A 17,939-nucleotide genomic window follows, 5' to 3' on the forward strand; every position below is an offset into this window, starting at 1 on the left:
GGTCAGTTCAGCGCGGTAATTCGCATGGTGTTGCCTTGCAGAAAGGCTTGGGCAGGCTGGCCGCGCAGGGCGGCGTCGATATCGTCGGCAGTCTGATAAAACCCATCGATTGCAAGCAGTTCGGCTTCGATCTTCTGGCAGTAGATGCGCGCACTGGTGTGACCGTTGACCCCGGCCATGGCGCGGCCGCGCAACGCGCCGTAAATGTGAATTGAGCCGCCGGCGACGACCTCGGCGCCGGAGCCGACGGAGCCGAGAATGGTGATGTCGCCCTCGGGGAAGATCACGGTCTGGCCCGAGCGCACGGGAGCCTCGAGCAGCAGCGAGGTCGGCTTGGTCTCGGCCTTCGTCTCGGTCTTCTTGGGCGCGTTCGGCTCGACCACACAGCTGCGTCCGCCCGACAGCAGCGGTGGCATCGTCGGGGTCAGCCTTGCCTCCTCCACGCCTTCAATGCCGAGCACGCGGATGTTGCGGTCCTGCAGGCTGGTCAAGAGATGGCCGATGCCGGCTTGGCTCAGATCGACCGAGGACAGGTCGATCACTACGGGCCGACCGGCAAAGAAGCCCGGCGAGCGGGCGATCGTCGCATCGATCTCCTGGAGCCAGTCCAGGATCGGAACGGTCGGCACGAACACGAAGGCCACATAGGAGCGCCCCCGCAGGCGCACCATTTGGCGTTGAGTTTTTACTGCAGCCTCCATATCGGCCGACTCGTTCCCAATTATTGAATGGTTAACGATGCGGCGGATATGGTTAATGGCCGGTTAATTTCTCCGCGGAGCTACGTGGAATCCATCGGGCTCGCGGCCGCGCGTCCGACGGGCGCTCTCGTCCAGCCCACCGCTGTCATCACCCGCGGCGGCAGGTGATCGAGTACTCCGAGATGGTTGTGGGTGCTAGACAGGCCGCGGCATATTGGATGCCCCGCCTGCGCGGGGGCATGACCGCGGCATGTGGGGACAGCCCCTACTTCTTCACCTTGCTTGCATCCATCTTGATGGAGGGATCGAGCATCTTGGTCGTGAACGCCGTCGACACGTCGAACGGCTTCTCCATACCGAGATAGGTTTGGACCAACTCGTAGTCTTTCTTCATCCGCTCGCCGTCGATCCAGCCGAGCGACTTCGTCGTCGTGAATTCGTCGGTCATCAGGGACTTGATGCGTTCCCACTGGCGCTCCTGGTTCTCCCTGTCGAGACCGGAGACCTGATCGAGCAGCGCCTTCAGGCATGGCGTGACGTCGGCGACGCAAGCTGCAAAGGCCTTCTGCGTGACGCGCACGAATTCCTCGACCACCTTGGGATTCTTCTGCAGATAAGCGCCGTTGACGATCAGCGAATTGCCATAAGGATTGAGCCCGATGTCCTTCCAGTTGATGTAGCCGAGATCGGGTCCGAACTCGATCACTTTCAGATCGTGCTCGTTGTAGAAGTCGCTGATGATGTCGACGGTGTGGCTCTTCAGCGCCGCGATCTTCGCGGTCGGCCCGACATTGACGAAGCCGACTGAATCTGGCGCAAGACCTGCGGCCTTGGCGAAGGCCGGCCACATCACGCGCGAGGCATCGCCAGGCGGGTTGCCGATCTTGTGCCCGGCAAAGTCCTTCACGCCGTTCACGCCATAGCTCTTCAGCCAGTAGAAGGTCTGGCCGGTATTGGCATAGACGCTCATCACCGCAACCGTGTCAGCGCCCTTGCTCTTGGCCACCAGCATGGTGGCGAGATCGGCGACGCCGAACGGCGAGCCGCCGGAGCCGACCTTGGCCGCGGAGACGCCGGAGCCTTTGCCGGTCTCGATCGTCAGGTCGATGCCCGCCTTCTCGTACCAGCCTTGAGCCTTGGCGTAATAATACGGCGAGTGATCGGCCGTCGGCGTCCAGTTCAGGATCAGATTGACCGCCTCGCCCGCGCGCGCAGGCATCGCCCACAGAGCGAGCGTCAGCGCCAAGACCAGGGCAGAGCCCGCCGCCTGCAAATGCTTCATCGCACCTCTCCTCATTGCCGCGACCCGGCTTGTCGCTCTCCCCATGTGAGGATACCAATGCAACAAGCCCGCCCTCAACTTGTCAACTATTTGGTTGGAAATGCCTGCAAAACGATCTGGCGACACCGTGCCGCAGCGCCGTGATCCCGTCGCCACCCGCAACAAGCTGCTCACCGCGGCGCGGCTGGAATTCGCCCGGCACGGCTTTGCGGGGGCCCGCGTCGACGAGATCGCCGAGCGTGCCGGCGTAAACAAGCAACTCGTCTATCACTATTTCGGCGACAAGGACGCGCTCTACCTCGCCGTGCTCGAATGGGTCTATGAGGACATCCGCGAGCAGGAGCGCAAGCTCAAGCTCGAAGGCCTGCCGCCGGAAAAGGCCATCCGCAGGCTGATCGAAGCCTCGTTCGACCATCTAGCGGCAAACCCCGATTTCATCGTGCTTCTGAACGACGAGAACCGCGGCGGCGCTCGCCACGTCCGCGGCTCGACGCGGCTGGAGGCGATGCACTCCCCGCTGGTGAGAAGCGTCTCCCACATCCTCAACGAGGGGGTGCGCGCCGGCGTGTTCCGCAAGGGGATCGATCCCGTTCAGCTCTATATCTCGATTGCGGGCCTCAGCTATTTCTTCTTCTCCAACACGCCGACGCTGTCGGCGATCTTCGGTAAGGACCTGTCGAGCCGCACCCAGCGCCGCGCCCGCCGCAGGCACGTCGCCGATTTGGTGCTGCAGTCGTTGCGGCCTTAATCAACCAGCTGGTTGAAACTTCGCTCAAGGCCGGTTAGGCTCGTCGTAACGGCAAGTGACCGTCGCAACAGGGAGCAATCGGTGACAGGAGACGCGGCCCGCACCTCGCGCAGCTTTGCGATCATCCTGATCGTGCATCTTGCTGTGCTCGTGCTCTGGCAGGTCGCGGTGGATGCTTTCCACGTGCCGAAATTCATCCTGCCCTCGCCGCTTGCCACCGTGCAGACGCTGGCAACCACAGGCTATGCCTGGGGTGCCAACACGCTGGTGACGTTGATCGAGATCCTCGGCGGCTTCGCGCTTGGCGCCTTCGTCGGTGTCGCGCTGGCCGTGATCTTCAGCTGGGCGCCGCTGCTCAGCCTCGCGCTGCTGCCGCTGTTCGTGACGCTGAACATGATCCCGAAGGTCGCGCTCGGCCCGCTCTTCATCGTCTGGTTCTCCTACGGCATCGTGCCGAACATTTTGATCGCCTTCAGCATCTGCTTCTTTCCGATCCTGCTCACCACTGCGCGCGGCCTGCGCGAGGTCGAGCCCGATCTGCTCGATCTCGTCAAATCGTTGCGCGGCTCGCGCTGGACGCTGTTCCGCAAGATCCAGTTGCCGGGATCGCTGCCTTACATCTTTTCCGGCATGAAGGTCGGCGCCATCCTCGCGGTGGCCGGCGCCATCGTCGGCGAGTTCATCGCCTCCGAGCGCGGGCTGGGCTACCTCATGATCCAGGTGCAATCGTCGCTCGACACGCCCGCGATGGTGATGGCCGTCGTGCTGCTGACGCTGCTCGGGGTCGCTCTCTACGGCCTGGTGCTCGCCCTCGAACGCATGTTCGTGGTTGGCGACGCGACACGGACCTGACAACGGCAGAACTAAGGACCAAATCCATGTTGCTCACCCGCCAGACCCTGCCGAAGACCATCCCTGACGTCGCCGCGCTCGACGAGCTCCTGTGCCGGCCGACGCAGGCACTGATCGACGACCTCGGGAAGGTCGAGGGCGACATCATGATCCTTGGCGTCGCCGGCAAGATGGGCCCGACGCTGGCGGGGCTCGCAAAAGCTGCCGCGCCGGATCGCCGCGTCATCGGTGTCGCGCGCTTCAGCGACGCCAGCGTCAAGGACTGGCTGCACGCGCGCGGCATCGAGACGATCAATTGCGATTTGATGGACGAAAGCGCCATTCACGCGCTGCCGAAGGCGCCCAACATCATCTTCATGGCCGGCCGCAAGTTCGGCGCGGAGGGCGATCTGTCGCTGACCTGGGCGATGAACGCGCATGTGCCGGCCCTGGTCGCGCAGGCCTTCCCCGCGTCCCGGATCGTGGCGTTCTCGACCGGCTGCATCTATCCTTTTGTCCCCGTCGACGGTAAGGGCTCGACCGAGGACATGGCGCCGAACCCGCCCGGCGAGTATGCCCAGTCCTGCGTCGGACGCGAGCGCATGTTCGAATATTTCTCGCGCAAATTCGGAACACCGGGCCGCCTGTTCCGCCTCAACTACGCGATCGACATGCGCTATGGCGTGTTGCACGACATCGCCATGAAAGTGCTGACGGGCACGCCAATCGACGTCAGCCTCGGCCACGTCAACTTCATCTGGCAGGGCGATGCGTCCGCCCAGGCGCTGCGCTGCCTCGCCCATTGCACGACACCGACCTCCCCGATCAATGTCAGCGGCCACGAGATCCTCGCGGTGCGCGATCTCGCGCAGAAGTTCGGTGCGAGGTTCGGCCGCGCACCGGTGCTGACAGGCAAGGAAGAGCCGACGGCATGGCTGACCGACACGTCGAAAGCGGTCGAGTTGTTCGGTTTGCCCGTCGTCGACACCGAGCAATTGATCGCCTGGACCGCGGACTGGGTCTCTCGCGCCATGCCGACGCTCGGCAAGCCCACCAAATACGAGGTGCGCGATGGACGCTACTGACGGTCTGTCCGTCATCAAGCTCGGCGTCGCCGATGCGAACGCCGGGCTGGCGCTGTCGACGGAAGCGCACTGGAACCAGACCGAAGAGGATTGGCTCGTTTTCCTGCGCGATGGTGTCGTGTTCGGCATCCGCGAGGGCGCGCGACTGGTGGCGACCGCAGCACTGCTGCCGTATTCCGACAACAACGCCTGGATCAGCATGGTGCTGGTGTCGGCAACGCATCGCCGCCGTGGTCTGGCGACACGCCTCGTCGATGCCTGCCTGGAAGCGGCGCGCAAGAACGGTCTCACGAGCTGGCTCGATGCGACGCCCGACGGAGCCGCCGTCTACGGGCGCCTCGGCTTCACACCGACCCTGCAATTGCGGCGGCTGAAGCTGATGAAACCTACGCCGGCATCTGCGGAGGCGCCGTCGGCCGCAACGCTCGAGGCGCTTTGTGCCCGCGACCAGCGCGCCACAGGTTTCGACCGGACCGCTCTGCTGACCGCCCTCGCACAGCGCGCCGGGTCGCGTATCGTCGCAGCCAATAGCAGCATTGCGCTCGTCCGCGATGGCAGAACCGCGCGCCATATCGGCCCCCTGTTCGCGGATCATGCCGTCGAAGCGCTGGCTCTGGTTCGCGTGATTGCGGGATCCGAGAATGGCCCGCTCCTGCTCGACGCTGTCGCCTCGCAACCCGCGTTCCTCGACGGATTGACCGCCTCGGGCTGGACCATCGAGCGGCCGTTTCAGCGCATGCGGTTCGGCCCACCCACCGCCGCCGCCGAAGAAACGCCATTCGCCGTCGCCGGCCCCGAATTCGGATAGGACATCATGCACCACAGCCAGATCAACAGCGACATCCGCAAGCTGATCGCCGAGGGCACCGTGCTGCCGGCGCATCCCCTCGCCCTCACCGCCGAGCGCCAGCTCGACAAGACGCATCAGCGCGCGCTGACGCGCTATTACGTCGATGCCGGCGCAGGCGGCCTTGCTGTCGGCGTGCACACGACGCAGTTCGCGATCCGCGACGTCGGCCTTTACCGTCCCGTGCTCGAGCTCGCCGCCGAGACAGCCGCGAGCTGGACCAAGCGTCCATTGGCGATGGTCGCAGGCCTTGTCGGCCCAACCAGCCAGGCAACCGCCGAGGCCCGCACCGCACGCGACATCGGCTATCACGCCGGCCTGCTCAGCCTCGCCGCGATGAAGAGCGCCTCCGAGGATGACATCATCGCGCATTGCACGGCCGTGGCCGCGGAGATCCCGCTGGTCGGCTTCTACCTCCAGCCGGCCGTGGGCGGTGTCATCCTGTCCAGCCAGTTCTGGCAGCGCTTCGCCTCGATCGACAATGTCATCGCGATCAAGATCGCGCCGTTTAACCGCTATAGGACTCTCGACGTGCTCCGCGGTGTCGCAGCCGCAGCCGCACTCGACCGCGTCGCGCTCTACACCGGCAATGACGACCACATCCTGCTCGACCTCACCCTGCCATTCGACCTGCGCGACAAGGGCATCACCACGCGAACCTACTTCAAGGGCGGCCTGCTCGGCCATTGGTCGGTGTGGACCGCGAGCGCCATACAACTCTTCGAGCGCTGCAAGGCCGCGCGGCACAAGGACAGCGTTCCGGCCGACCTGCTCGCGCTCGATGCCCGCGTCACCGACTGCAACAGCGCGTTCTTCGACGTCGCCAACAACTTTCACGGCTGCATCGCCGGCTGCCACGAGGTGCTGCGGCGTCAGGGCCTGATGCAGGGCCTGTGGTGCCTCGATCCGAACGAGGGCCTCAGCCCCGGCCAGAAGCAGGAGATCGACCGCGTCTGTCGCGAGCACGCCGATCTCAACGACGATGCCTTCGTCGCCGCCCACCTGAACAAATGGCTGGCATGAGCTCCGAGCCCTTCATCAGCCTGCGCGGCGTCCGGAAAGTCTACCGCAGCGGCGGCGCCGAATTCCTGGCAGTCTCCGACGTCACCATGGACGTGCAGGAAGGTGAGCTGGTCTCGCTGGTCGGCCCTTCCGGCTGCGGCAAGACCACGGTGATGAAGATCCTGGCCGGGCTGCACGGCGCCGACGGCGGCACAGTGACAATCGGCAACGCCAAGAGCCCGTTCGATCCGACCCGCGACATCGGCATGGTGTTCCAGCAGGCGCTGCTCTTGAAGTGGCGCACCATTCTGGACAACGTGCTGCTGCCGGCCGAGATCGTCGGGCTGCCGATGAAGGCCGCGCGCGCGCGGGCGCACGATCTGCTCAATCTGGTCGGGCTTGCCGGCTACGAGCACAAATATCCGCAGCAGCTCTCCGGCGGTATGCAGCAGCGCACCGCGATCGCGCGCGCCTTCATTCACGATCCAAAGCTGATCCTGATGGACGAGCCGTTCGGTGCGCTGGATGCGCTGACGCGCGAGCAGATGAATCTCGAGATGCTGCGGATCTGGCGTGAGAGCGGCAAGACCATCATCTTCGTCACGCACTCGATCCAGGAAGCCGTCTTCCTGTCCTCGCACTGCGCCGTGCTGACGGCGGGTCCGGCGAAGATGGCCGATTATTTCCCGATCGACCTGCCCTTCCCGCGCGACCTGCCGCTGAAAACCACGGATGCGTTCGGCGTCTATGCGCGAAGGATCTATGCGAAGCTGGGGCTGGGCGCGGCGTAGCTCGCCACACGAAAATTCTCCAGGGTGGGCAGAGCGAAAGCGTGCCCACCCTGGCAAAGTGGAGCAAGGTATGGCGGGCACGGCGCAAATGCGCCTTTGCCCACCCTATGAGAGCTGCGCGCTCAGCTCTTGTTGCGTGTCTTGCTGAGCAGATAATTGTCGTAGAAGTTCTCCGCGATCTGCGTGTAGAACAGCAGCTCCTTCATATAGGCGTCGTGGCTGTCCTTCGTCCGCCTGAACAGATCGCTCTTGGCGGCGAGCTCGTTCAGATGATCATGAGTCGCGTTGTAGCAGGCCTCCAGCACCGGCTGCGGGAATGCCCTCAGCTCCGCGCCGTTGGCGATCAGCCGCTTCAGCGCCGCCGGATTCACGCTGTCGTACTTCTCGAGCATCCAGGCGCCGGCCGCAGATCCCGCCTGGTTGACGATCGCCTGATATTGCTTGGGCAGCGAGGCCCATTTCTCATCGTTGACGATCATGTGCAGCATGGCTCCGCCTTCCCACCAGCCCGGGAAATAATAGTATTTGGCGACCTTCTGGAAACCGAGCTTCTCGTCGTCATAGGGACCGACGAATTCGGCGGCATCGATCGTGCCCTTCTCGAGGGCCGGATAGACATCGCCACCGGCGATCTGTTGCGGGACGACGCCGAGCCGCGCCAGCACATGGCCGCCCATGCCCGCGATGCGGAATTTGAGTCCTTTGAGGTCGTCGACGGTCTTGATCTCCTTGCGGAACCAGCCGCCCATCTGGGTGCCGGAATTGCCGCAGAGGATGGCGTGGGCCTTGAAGGGTTTGAGCGCTTCGTTGGTGAGGTCGGCGCCGCCGCCGAAGTGCCACCATGATTCCTGGTGGCGATGGTTCATGCCGAACGGCGCGCCGGTGGCATAGGCCAGCGCCGGCTCCTTGCCGATGTAGAAATAGAGCGGCGTCTGCGCCATCTCCACCGAGGCGGTGCTGACGGCATCGAGCGCCTGCAGGCCGGGCACGAGCTCGCCGGCGGCGAAGGTCTGGATCTGGAATTTATTGTCGGTCGCTTCCGCGACGTATTTCGCGAACGTCTGCGCCGTACCGTAGATGGTGTCGAGCGACTTCGGGAAGCTCGAGGTTAGGCGCCATTTGATCTCGGGCGCGCCTTGCGCGAGCGCAGGGGCCGCAACCAGAGTCGTCGCGCCGGCGACTGCGCCGCCCTTGAGGAATGTACGGCGTTTCATTGGGGTCTCTCCCTAAAATTAAATCTCAAGCATATCGGCGTTCGGCCACGATGTCCGTCCTCGAATTGCGCTGGGGTCCATGGGACCTGCGGGACTGTGAGCCCCTCAGAGCAGCTTCGCACTGACGAACAGCGCGCGCACGGCGTTGGTTGCCTGCACTGCCAACATGGCGTTACCGGCAGCGCCCTCCAGCGCCTCGACAGCATCCTCATGCAGGGAGCGGAATTCCATCCATTCCACAGACTTGAAATTGGTCAGGAACTGATAGGCCTGGCCGACGGTCGCAATCGCCAGCGTGTCACCGTTCAGCTTGATCTTGAACGTCGTCCGCAGCGGGGTCTCGGAGTTTGATGGATCACTCATGGGCTGCTTCTGGACGAGGACGACTTAACGAAGGGGAAACGGCAGCCCCGCCGCGGCACGCAAGTATCAGGAATCAGTGCTCGCGCGCTGCGAGGCGGTCGCAGACCCGCGCAGGCTCGGCACCACGACCAGACGGTTGAACTCGCCATTGTCGTAGGCCTTGATGAAACGGTCATAGTCCTTGATCGAGACGCAACCGTTGGAATCGCCGCGCGGTCCGAGCATGTAATTGTGGGTGAGCAGGCCGACGCGCCCAAGCGCGTTGGTGCCTTCGACCGGCGTCATGCGCAGCGCGCGGACGCCATGGAACGGCTTTTCGCGCGGCTTCAGCTCGTAGGTTGCCGGCGGCGTCGCGCCGACCATGCGCCGATCGACATGGTCGGGGTTGTCCATCAGCGGGCCTAAGCCGGAATGGGCCTCGAGCGCCACGCCGCTTGGCAGGTAAACCGCCTTGGCCGAGATGTCATAGACCGCTGTCCGCGAATCGTAGCCGAGGGCCGCAAGATCGGGCGCCTTGCCGAACAGGCCGCTGTCGGGCGTCAGCGAGGCCAGCTTGATCTTGTCGGTGAATTTTTCGAAGAAATTGCGGTTATCGACCCGTGAACCAGTGTCGGCATACGCTTGGCTGGATGCGATCTGGGAGGCGAGATCGGCCTGGACCGGGCGCGAGCGCGGCATCGGGATGGTGTCGGCGCGCTGCGAGGGCCTCGCCTCCTCGGCCGCAGGCCGATCCTCTTCGGTCAGGATCGAGCGCCAGTCGTCGCCCTGGAGCCTCTCAGCCAGCATGGCCTTGGCATCGCGAAGCTTGAGCTGGACCGCGTTCAGGGCGGAGCGCTCCAGCGTCCGGAAGCCGAGTTCGCGGGCCGGCGGATTACCGGAGGCCGAAGCGAAGCGATCCTCGAATGAAGGGGCATTGGCCGGCGGCAACGCGGCGGAGACCAGTGGAGACGAATCGCCCATATCCGCGACCCACGCGGCGGCGCCAAGCGCCAGCGCGATCGCTGCCAGAGACAGCAAAATCGCTTCGGCTCGCCCGACACGGCGGCGCGACAACAGCCTCCCGGCATGTGCTGCGTCGGAAACCATCAGATCCCCAAATCGACCCCGGGGGTGCCCAACCCCCACCCGGAGACTCTATACCAGCTACCACATTGGGAGCCAAAAGTTAGGCATAATCGCGGCCGGCAAGGGCTGGCAACGGGTCCGGCAGGGCTTTCCCAAGGTATCCAATGACCGATCCTTTCGATCTCGAGCGCTTTATCCGGGCCCAGGACCCGGTCTATCGCGACGTGCAGGGCGAGCTGGCCCGGGGCCGGAAGCAGACTCACTGGATGTGGTTCATCTTCCCGCAGGTCGCCGGCCTCGGCGTCAGCGCCATGTCGCAGCGCTACGCGATCGGCTCCCGCGCGGAGGCCCAGGCCTATCTCGCCCATCCCGTCCTCGGGGGGCGCCTGATCGAATGTACCAGGCTCGTGCTCGCCGTTCAGGGGCGGACCATCAACGCGATCCTGGGCGCGCCGGATGATACGAAATTCCGCTCGTCGATGACGCTGTTCGGTGCGGTTTCCGATGAGCCCGTTTTCGATCAGGCCCTCGCCCGCTACTTCGCCGGCGAGCGCGACCGCGCCACGCTGGAGATCCTGGCGAAGCTCGATCGAGCATCCGGCTGAGTTGACACGAGCGGCAGCGTAAACCCGAGATTAATACCGGCTGCCTATCTTCCGAGCAAAATAATTCTCCCCGCGCCAATTGCCGGACAGATCATGAAAATCGGTACGCTCCTGACCACCGCCATCGTCTCGCTCTCGACCGTCGGCGGCGGCCTCGCCGTCTACGTCGCCGTGACCAAATATCAGACGATGGAGCGGATCGGCGAGGCGCAAGGCCGCCTGGCGATCGTCCGCGCGGCCAGCGACATCCCGCGCTATCTCAACCCCGAGCGCGGCTTTTCCACCAACATCCTCTACGGCCCCGCCACGATCGACCCTGCGCTGCTCGCCGAACAGGACAAGCTGCGCAAGCAGACCGACGGTGCCCGCGACAGGATGAACGCGCTGCGCAAGGAGCTGCCCGGCTCCTTCGACGACGGCAACATCATCGGCAGCAACATCGACGGCATCAATGCGAAATTCACGGCGCTGCGGGAGGCCATCGACAAGGCGCTCGCAGGGCCCGCAGAGGCCCGCAAGGACGCGGCCAAGAAGATCGTCGCCGACAATGCCGTGCTCAACAGCGGCGTGACCGCGCTGCTCAACGAGCAGGTCCGCCGCATGGCGATTCTCAACGGCGACGCCTACCGGCAGGCCAGCTACGCCAACATCGCCATGACGCTGCGCGACGTCGGGGGCTTCAATTCCAGCCTGCACAAGAATCTCATCGGCGGCAAGAAACCGGCGACCGACGCCGAGAAGGCCGAGATCAGCCGCTCGCAGGGCCGCAACGATCAGATCGTGATGACGCTACAGGAACTGCGCGGCAATCCGGCGACTCCGGCGAACGTCGCCGCTGCGCTGGAGAAGTTCAACGCGGTCTATGTCGAGGAGTTCGGCCGCGAGCTCAAGCTGGTGAAGGACGGTGCGGTCAGCGGCAAGTACGAACACGACGTGGACACCTATTACGCCGCCACGCAGCGCGGTCTCGGCACCATCATCGATGTTCGCGACGCCTTTTATGATAATGCCGAGCAGATCCTTGCCGGCGCCTCCTCGGCCGCACGCACCAGCTTCACCGTCGCCCTCGTCGGCCTCCTTGCCGTGCTGATCGCCAGCGTCGGCCTCATTGTGGTGGTTCGCCGCCGCGTCTGCGCCCCAATCGTCAGCCTGACGACGCGGATGTCACGGCTTGCGGATGGCGAGGTTGCCGACGGCATCCCCGGTGCCGAGCGCTCCGACGAGATCGGCGCGATGGCCGCGGCGGTTCAGGTGTTCAAGGACAACATGATCCGGGCCGACCGGCTCGCCGCCGAGAAGCAGGCCGAGAACGACGGCAAGATGCGCCGTGCCCAGGCGCTCGACGACCTCACCCGCGCCTTCGAGGCCAAGGTCACCGAGCTGGTCGGCGGTCTGTCCCGGGCCTCCGCGACGATGGAAAGCACGGCGCAGTCGATGACCTCGACCGCGGCCCAGACCAACAGCCAGGCCGCAATCGTCGCCGCCGCCTCCGAACAGACCTCGACCAACGTGCAGACGGTTGCCAGCGCCACCGAGGAGCTGACCTCCTCGATCGCGGAGATCGGCCGTCAGGTCGCGCAATCCACCGAGATCGCCGCCCGCGCCGTCGACAATGCCCGCCGCACCGGCGATACCGCGCGCACGCTCGCCGAAGGCGCGCAGAAGATCGGCGACGTCGTCACGCTGATCCAGAGCATCGCCGAGCAGACCAACCTGCTGGCGCTGAACGCGACCATCGAGGCCGCCCGCGCCGGCGATGCCGGCCGCGGCTTTGCGGTGGTTGCTTCCGAAGTGAAGTCGCTGGCGGGCCAGACCGCCAAGGCCACCACCGAAATCTCCGAGCAGATCACCGCGATCCAGAGCGCGAGCGACGAGACCGTGGCCGCGATCCGCAACGTCGCCGACGTCATCGCCGAGATCGACCAGATTGGCGCTGCGATTGCCGCCGCGATCGAGGAGCAGGGCTCAGCCACCAAGGAAATCGCCCGCAGCGTCCAGGAGGCCGCCCGCGGCACCCAGGAAGTCAACAGCAACATCTCCGGCGTGCAACGCGCCGCGGATGACTCGGGAGCCGCCGCCCGGGAGGTGCTGGGCGCCGCCGAGCAGCTCTCGACCCAATCGCGCGATCTCGCCGGACAGTTCGACCGCTTCCTTGGCGAGGTCAGGGCGGCGTAAGACGTCTCAATAAGGCGGCGCCGTGCGCGCCCGCTGCGCTTTGGCCGCCTCGATCCACCACGCAAGATCGTCGGCAAAGCGCGGGAACGAGCGTTCCAGCGCCTTGCCGCCGTCGCCGATCGGCTCTCCGTCGTCCGACAGCGTCTGCGCGATCGGGCCGACGCCGATCGTGCTCGACACCACCACCATGCCCATCTCCGACAGCGTGCCGTGCCAGGCGGTCGCGGCGCGCGCGCCCGAGAGCCGGCCGGCCGAGTAGCTCACGATCGCGGCCGGACGCCAGAACCATTCTTCGAGGAAATGGTCGGTGAGGTTCTTCAGGCCGGGCTGGATGCCCCAATTGTATTCGCCGGTGACAAAAACAAAACCATCGGCGCCGCGGATCTGTCCGGCCAGCCTTTCCAGCGCCTCCGGCGCGGTGCCTTTGGGATATTCCTTGTACATGCGGTCCAGCATCGGCAGGCCGATCGTCTTGGCGTCGATGAATTCGACCTCCTGGCCGCGGCCGCGCAGACGATTGATGACGAAATTCGCAAGGCGGATGCCCATGCGCTCGGAACGATAGGAACCGTAGAGGACGAGGATGCGATTGCTCATGATGGCCGCATCCTAGCATGTCGCCGGGGCGCGCAGAGATTCTCTTTGTCGCGGCGCTGGAGTGTCGCGGTACTTGAGTGTCGCGGTACTTGAGCGTCGCGATGCTCGAGCGTCGCGGCGCTTCAGTGCGTCGCGCGATATCTGGCGCGGTGCGGAATGGACCGGCAGGCCAGGCCGTCGGCCAGCAGCTTCATGTCCTCGTGCTTGCCACTGCGGATCAGCCGGCCGAGCTCCTCGGATGTGAAAGGAAGACTTGGATCGTCATCGATCGGGCGCCGCATTCGCGGACCAAATAACCGTCGAACCAGGCTAGCCAGCCGCCGCATGTGAATTCCCTCGCGCCAGCAACAAACCTCTCAGTCTGCATATTGTTCCTCCCGCACCTTCGAGATTGCAAGAGGCCGCTAACGACTCCGCGCCAAAAATTTCCGCCGGAGAATAATCTCCTTCACGTCGTGCTATTCGGCAAAACCCACGTAGCGCACGAACTCGTCGTTATGTTCGCGGTCCGAGCGAACTGCATTCGCGGCAAAGCTGTCGTCGGAATAGCCCAGCGCGACGCAGGGTCATGATCACCTCGTCCTCCGGAATATTCGCGTCCTCGCGCACGATGTCCGAGCGCATGATGCCCTGTCCGTTGATCACCGAACCGAGGCCGCGATCCCACGCCGCGAGCACGATGCCGTAGCAGAGCGCACCGAGATCGAAATGGCAGACCGCGCCGGGATCGCGCGCGGCACCGGCTCCTTCTTGAAGCCACGCACGCTGCGGCGCGACTGCACCAACGTTTCGAATTCCACCTCTTGAACCTCCCTGCCCGTTCTACCTGCGTTGCAGCGCCGGTTGCCGATGCGGCGCGCAAAATCTATGCTGACCCGCAAGCAAGACCAAGAACCCCGCGAGGAGATACGCCATGGCCGCGCCGCTAGATCCCGTCATCGCCCAGATCATTCCGCTCATGCCGATGCGCGATCCCACCACGATGACGCCACAGAGCGCCCGCGATTCCTTGCGCGCACTGGCTGCCTCGCGCGCGGCCATTCCGCCACCGCGCGTCGATAGCGTGCAGGATATCAAGGTGAAAGGCGGCGCTGGCCCGCTCGATGCACGCGTCTATCGGGTCGGCTCCACGCCTGCACCGACGGTGGTGTTCTTCCATGGCGGCGGCTGGGTTGCCGGCGATCTCGAAACCCATGACCGGCAGGCGCGCAACCTCGCGATCGAGACCGGCGCGGTCGTCGTCTCCGTCGACTATCGCCGCCCGCCCGAGACGCGCTTCCCCGGCGCCTTCGAGGATGCCTTCGCCGCCGTCAGTGACATCTTCAACCGCGTCGCGGAATTTGGCGGCGATGCGAAGCGCGTCGGCGTAGCCGGCGACAGCGCCGGCGGCAATCTCGCGGCGACCATCGCGATCGCTTGCCGCGATGCCGGCATCAAGCTTGCCGCGCAATTATTGGTCTATCCCGTAACCGACGTCCTCGGCGCTTATGCCGATGCGCGCGAGAACGCGCGCTATCCCTCGCGCGCCGAGAATGCCGATGGTTACTTCCTGACGCGTGCCACGATGGAATGGTTTTGCGGCCATTATCTCGCCGATCCCCGCCATGCTTCGGACTGGCGGGTCTCACCCCTGCGCGCGGCATCTCTCGCCGGTGTCGCACCCGCGGTCGTGACCACCGCCTGGTTCGATCCCCTGCGCGACGAGGGCGCGGCCTATGCGCGGGCACTGGAGGCGGCCGGCGTCCGCGTCAAGCACCATGAGGGCCCCGGCCTGATCCATGGCTATTTCGGCATGGGCGATGCCTCGGACGTCGCGCGCGCCGAGGCGCAGCGTGCACGCGCCGACTTCAAGGCCCTGCTCATGCGCGGCGTCTGAGAGCGCTAGATGCTCCGCGCCCGCTGCGCGCCAGTGTGCCCCCAGGTTTCGTCCCAATCCTGGCCGGCGGCGTCGACGACGCGGCCGTCGGCTTCGAAGAACTTGTTCGGCACCTGGAAGATCGCCAGGATCAGGGCGCCCTCGGGGCACCACGCGGCGTGCCGGCTGCCCGCCTCGCGCCAGATGAATTCGCCGGCTTTGCAGACGATCCCCTTGGCCGGTCCCTCCTTGTCGACGAGCGCGCCTTCGATGACGTAGCTCTGCTCGATGCCGACATGCTCATGATCGGGCAGCACCGATCCCGGGGCAAAGCGCATCAAGGCGGTCATCAGGCCGCTGCCGCGGTCGAACAGCAGCGTCTTGGCTTCGCAGCCTGGAAACCGTGTCTTTTGCCAGTCCATGTCTTGGGGACGAACCAGATGAGAATGCCGATCCGCGGCTGCCTGGTCTTCGGGGCTCACGGCGTCCATCACGATGCTCCCTCTCTCTCGACCGCTCGAAGCTAGCAGGATCGCCCCGCCCGGTCAGCGAGCAGTGCAACAAGTGGAGGCCTTTGCCGGTCGCGCCCAAAAAATCGGCAGGGCCGACCGGACGACGCCCGCTCATCCCGCTTGATTGCGCCATGATTCCCGGCTCCAATCCTCCCGCCATTCTGGCTTAGGGAGACATCCATGATGAAGCGGATTTTGCTCGCGGCGGTCGTTGCCACCTTTGCAGCGGGTTCGGCCTTCGCCGAGGACACCTGCGAGAGCAAGGCGGTCGGCAAGGACGGCAAGCCGCTGGCCGGCGCCGCCAAGACCTCGTTCCTGAAAAAGTGCAAGGCCGACGCCTGCGCACCCAAGGCCGTCGGCTCCGACGGCAAGCCGCTCGCCGGCGCCGCCAAGAACAGTTTTATGAAGAAGTGCGAGGTCGGCGCGTAAGCATAAGGTGCGCCACTTCTGGCCTTTCGTGGCCCGGACAGCGCAGCTTCCCGAGCGGTACGAACATCGCCCATAGCGACGCGCGGCGGAGGAGCGGTGCGTCCTGGCGCTTGGACGACGAATTGCGTGGCGACGCGCCGCCTCCGCGACACGAGACCGGTCCTGCGCGCTCGCCGGTCCGCGACCGTCAATCCCGGCTGAACCGATCATCGAACGCCTCGCCCAAACGCCTAGCACGAATCGTGCAGATCGTTTGAATACAACCAGCAGGCAAGTGATTGTAATTTGCAGGTTCGCGCTGTGATTTGGTTCACAGCCCGCTCTTGCACTCCTCGTGTAAGATCCAGCCGTACACGGAGGTGGTGCTCGAATAACATCTCGTCATGGCAATTCACACGCGATGGCATCTGTTGCCGGTATCACTCGCGCGAGCAAGCAACGTTTGCGGTCGATGCAATGACTGCGATCCATTTCGCCTGAAGCGGGTCCAACTTCACCAACGCTGAACTGGGCAGGTCGCAACGATATCGCAACGCTCGTTGCAGACGCCCTGGCCGCGGGGCAACTGGAAGTCAGCCTTTGACTTGATTCAACCGGAAGGCGTTCGGCTATGCTATCAATGGCCTCACGTTCTGCTATCCTCCTCCCCATTCTGCGAGGTAGCGGGGCCATTGCGGTGAACCATCCCGATATCGATGTTGCCGGCGCGCCGCCGACCAAGCGCGTCCTCGCTATTCTGGCAGCCGACGTCGTGGGCTATGCTCGCCTTACCGAGCTTGCGGAGGAGGCCACACACGTCCGCCTGCGAGCGCTTCGTTTTGGCGTGGTCAATCCGTGCATTGTCTCCTTCCGCGGCAGGATCGTGAAGAATACCGGCGACGGATTTCTCGCCTCGTTCGATTCCTCCCTCGATGCCGCGCGCTGTGCGATCGCCCTGCAGCACGAGATCGCTGCAGCGCAGAGCCGCGAAGGATACGATCGCAAGATACATTTTCGGATGGGCCTCAATGTTGCGCAAACCATCGTTGAATCCGAGGACATCTTCGGCAAGGGCGTCAACATAGCGGTGAGGCTCGAGCAGTCCGCGCCCGCTGGAGGCGTGGTGCTTTCCGACGAGATGTTCCAGCAGATTAAGGACCGCCTCGACGTGCCTGTCGAAGACCTGGGCCCCCTCCGGCTCAAGCACCTTGCGCGTCCGGTCCACGCTTATTCTCTCGTATTGCCAGAAGTCGAGCGATTGCCGTCGAGCGGTGGCCGCAGGGCGAGCCGGCAGGCCAAGGTGCCCTATATCGCGGTGCTGCCGTTTCGTACGCAGGGAGGGAATGCGGATGACGACTACTCCGGCGACGGGATCGCCGGCGAGATCGTCGTGGCGCTTCAGAACCTGCGTGGGCTGTTCGTCATTTCAAGCATGTCAACCCTGCCCTATCGCAATGGACCGATCGACAGCCAAAAGGTCGGCCAAGAGCTCGGCGTCCGATACGTCCTGAGCGGCAGCATTCGCCGAGCCGACAAGCAGATCCGCATTGGGGTGGAATTGAAGGACATCGAAGCGGGCATCATGCTGTGGGCAGATCGCTATGACGGCGACGTCTCCGAACTCTTCGAGTTTCAAAGCCGCATCGCAACGCGGATCGTGTGGAGCATCGCTCCCCAGGTGCGCGAAGCAGAGCTGAAGCGCGCACTTCGTAAGCGTTCGGACAACCTTTCAATTACCCACAAATTCTCCTCCGACCATGACACCTAGCGCTATGTCGGTGAGGCGTGACAGCCCGCGCCACATGACGGTATTGCCGGGTGGCGGATCGCTGGCGCGGGCGAGATAACCGCCGAGCCG

At 64.6% G+C, this 17,939-nt stretch carries 19 protein-coding genes and 1 pseudogene; 11 read left to right on the top strand and 9 right to left on the bottom strand.

What is annotated here, in order from left to right:
• Nucleotides 1-2 precede the first annotated feature (2 nt).
• Both minC and IVA92_RS30640 read right to left on the bottom strand, forming a co-directional pair.
• Nucleotides 3-701, bottom strand: a complete 699-nt coding sequence (gene minC, locus IVA92_RS30635; RefSeq protein ID WP_247277291.1) for a septum site-determining protein MinC — start codon at nt 699-701, stop codon at nt 3-5.
• A gap of 265 nt (nt 702-966) precedes the next feature.
• Complete coding sequence (locus IVA92_RS30640; protein WP_247277292.1) at nt 967-1,983, bottom strand: ABC transporter substrate-binding protein; 1,017 nt, start codon at nt 1,981-1,983, stop codon at nt 967-969.
• A gap of 100 nt (nt 1,984-2,083) precedes the next feature.
• Between IVA92_RS30640 and IVA92_RS30645 the strand changes: the two genes are divergently transcribed.
• From IVA92_RS30645 to IVA92_RS30670, 6 genes are all read left to right on the top strand, one after another.
• Entirely contained in the window at nt 2,084-2,731 is a 648-nt protein-coding gene (locus IVA92_RS30645) for a TetR/AcrR family transcriptional regulator (RefSeq protein ID WP_249797067.1), read from the top strand.
• Between the two features lie 81 nt (nt 2,732-2,812).
• The gene (locus IVA92_RS30650; RefSeq protein WP_247277294.1) at nt 2,813-3,583 is read left to right on the top strand and encodes an ABC transporter permease; all 771 of its coding nucleotides are present in this window, start codon (nt 2,813-2,815) and stop codon (nt 3,581-3,583) included.
• 26 nt (nt 3,584-3,609) lie between these two features.
• On the top strand, nt 3,610-4,647 hold the full coding sequence (locus IVA92_RS30655) for an NAD(P)-dependent oxidoreductase (RefSeq protein WP_247277295.1): 1,038 nt from the start codon (nt 3,610-3,612) through the stop codon (nt 4,645-4,647).
• Nucleotides 4,634-5,455, top strand: a complete 822-nt coding sequence (locus tag IVA92_RS30660; RefSeq protein ID WP_247277296.1) for a GNAT family N-acetyltransferase — start codon at nt 4,634-4,636, stop codon at nt 5,453-5,455. Before IVA92_RS30655 ends, IVA92_RS30660 begins: the two co-directional genes overlap by 14 nt.
• 6 nt (nt 5,456-5,461) lie before the next feature.
• Complete coding sequence (locus IVA92_RS30665; RefSeq protein ID WP_247277297.1) at nt 5,462-6,517, top strand: dihydrodipicolinate synthase family protein; 1,056 nt, start codon at nt 5,462-5,464, stop codon at nt 6,515-6,517.
• The gene (locus IVA92_RS30670) at nt 6,505-7,287 is read left to right on the top strand and encodes an ABC transporter ATP-binding protein (protein ID WP_247277298.1); all 783 of its coding nucleotides are present in this window, start codon (nt 6,505-6,507) and stop codon (nt 7,285-7,287) included. The genes IVA92_RS30665 and IVA92_RS30670 overlap by 13 nt, the downstream gene beginning before the upstream one ends.
• 122 nt (nt 7,288-7,409) lie before the next feature.
• On the opposite strand, the gene IVA92_RS30675 is transcribed toward IVA92_RS30670, so the two are convergent.
• From IVA92_RS30675 to IVA92_RS30685, 3 genes are all read right to left on the bottom strand, one after another.
• Entirely contained in the window at nt 7,410-8,501 is a 1,092-nt protein-coding gene (locus IVA92_RS30675) for a substrate-binding domain-containing protein (protein WP_247277299.1), read from the bottom strand.
• Between the two features lie 105 nt (nt 8,502-8,606).
• A complete protein-coding gene (locus IVA92_RS30680) occupies nt 8,607-8,864 on the bottom strand; it encodes a hypothetical protein (protein WP_247277300.1) in 258 nt (85 codons plus the stop codon).
• Nucleotides 8,865-8,930: 66 nt separating this feature from the next.
• The gene (locus IVA92_RS30685) at nt 8,931-9,881 is read right to left on the bottom strand and encodes a DUF2778 domain-containing protein (RefSeq protein ID WP_247277316.1); all 951 of its coding nucleotides are present in this window, start codon (nt 9,879-9,881) and stop codon (nt 8,931-8,933) included.
• A 212-nt stretch (nt 9,882-10,093) separates the two neighbouring features.
• Here IVA92_RS30685 and IVA92_RS30690 point away from each other — a divergent pair, with 212 nt between their 5' ends.
• Nucleotides 10,094-10,534 (top strand): DUF1810 domain-containing protein, encoded by a 441-nt coding sequence (locus IVA92_RS30690; RefSeq protein WP_247277301.1) that lies wholly within the window; start codon nt 10,094-10,096, stop codon nt 10,532-10,534.
• 93 nt (nt 10,535-10,627) lie between these two features.
• On the top strand, nt 10,628-12,709 hold the full coding sequence (locus IVA92_RS30695) for a methyl-accepting chemotaxis protein (RefSeq protein ID WP_247277302.1): 2,082 nt from the start codon (nt 10,628-10,630) through the stop codon (nt 12,707-12,709).
• Between the two features lie 6 nt (nt 12,710-12,715).
• Here the strand turns inward: IVA92_RS30695 and IVA92_RS30700 are convergent, their stop codons facing one another.
• The 3 genes and pseudogenes from IVA92_RS30700 to IVA92_RS36160 form a co-directional block, all read right to left on the bottom strand.
• Nucleotides 12,716-13,306, bottom strand: a complete 591-nt coding sequence (locus IVA92_RS30700) for an NADPH-dependent FMN reductase (protein ID WP_247277303.1) — start codon at nt 13,304-13,306, stop codon at nt 12,716-12,718.
• 122 nt (nt 13,307-13,428) lie between these two features.
• Entirely contained in the window at nt 13,429-13,587 is a 159-nt protein-coding gene (locus IVA92_RS30705; protein WP_247277304.1) for a hypothetical protein, read from the bottom strand.
• 177 nt (nt 13,588-13,764) lie between these two features.
• Nucleotides 13,765-14,035: pseudogene (locus IVA92_RS36160) on the bottom strand (nitroreductase family protein); the annotation flags it as partial.
• 184 nt (nt 14,036-14,219) lie between these two features.
• Between IVA92_RS36160 and IVA92_RS30715 the strand changes: the two are divergent.
• Nucleotides 14,220-15,182: an alpha/beta hydrolase gene (locus IVA92_RS30715; protein WP_247277306.1), complete on the top strand. Its 963-nt coding sequence runs from the start codon at nt 14,220-14,222 to the stop codon at nt 15,180-15,182.
• 5 nt (nt 15,183-15,187) lie between these two features.
• Here IVA92_RS30715 and IVA92_RS30720 read toward each other — a convergent pair whose 3' ends face one another.
• Nucleotides 15,188-15,652, bottom strand: a complete 465-nt coding sequence (locus IVA92_RS30720) for a cupin domain-containing protein (protein WP_247277307.1) — start codon at nt 15,650-15,652, stop codon at nt 15,188-15,190.
• A 201-nt stretch (nt 15,653-15,853) separates the two neighbouring features.
• Between IVA92_RS30720 and IVA92_RS30725 the strand changes: the two genes are divergently transcribed.
• A complete protein-coding gene (locus IVA92_RS30725) occupies nt 15,854-16,102 on the top strand; it encodes a hypothetical protein (RefSeq protein WP_247277308.1) in 249 nt (82 codons plus the stop codon).
• 619 nt (nt 16,103-16,721) lie between these two features.
• The gene (locus IVA92_RS30730; protein WP_247449190.1) at nt 16,722-17,849 is read left to right on the top strand and encodes an adenylate/guanylate cyclase domain-containing protein; all 1,128 of its coding nucleotides are present in this window, start codon (nt 16,722-16,724) and stop codon (nt 17,847-17,849) included.
• The last annotated feature ends 90 nt before the right edge of the window (nt 17,850-17,939 follow it).

This window comes from Bradyrhizobium sp. 154, assembly GCF_023073875.1.
Classification (GTDB): Bacteria; Pseudomonadota; Alphaproteobacteria; order Rhizobiales; family Xanthobacteraceae; genus Bradyrhizobium.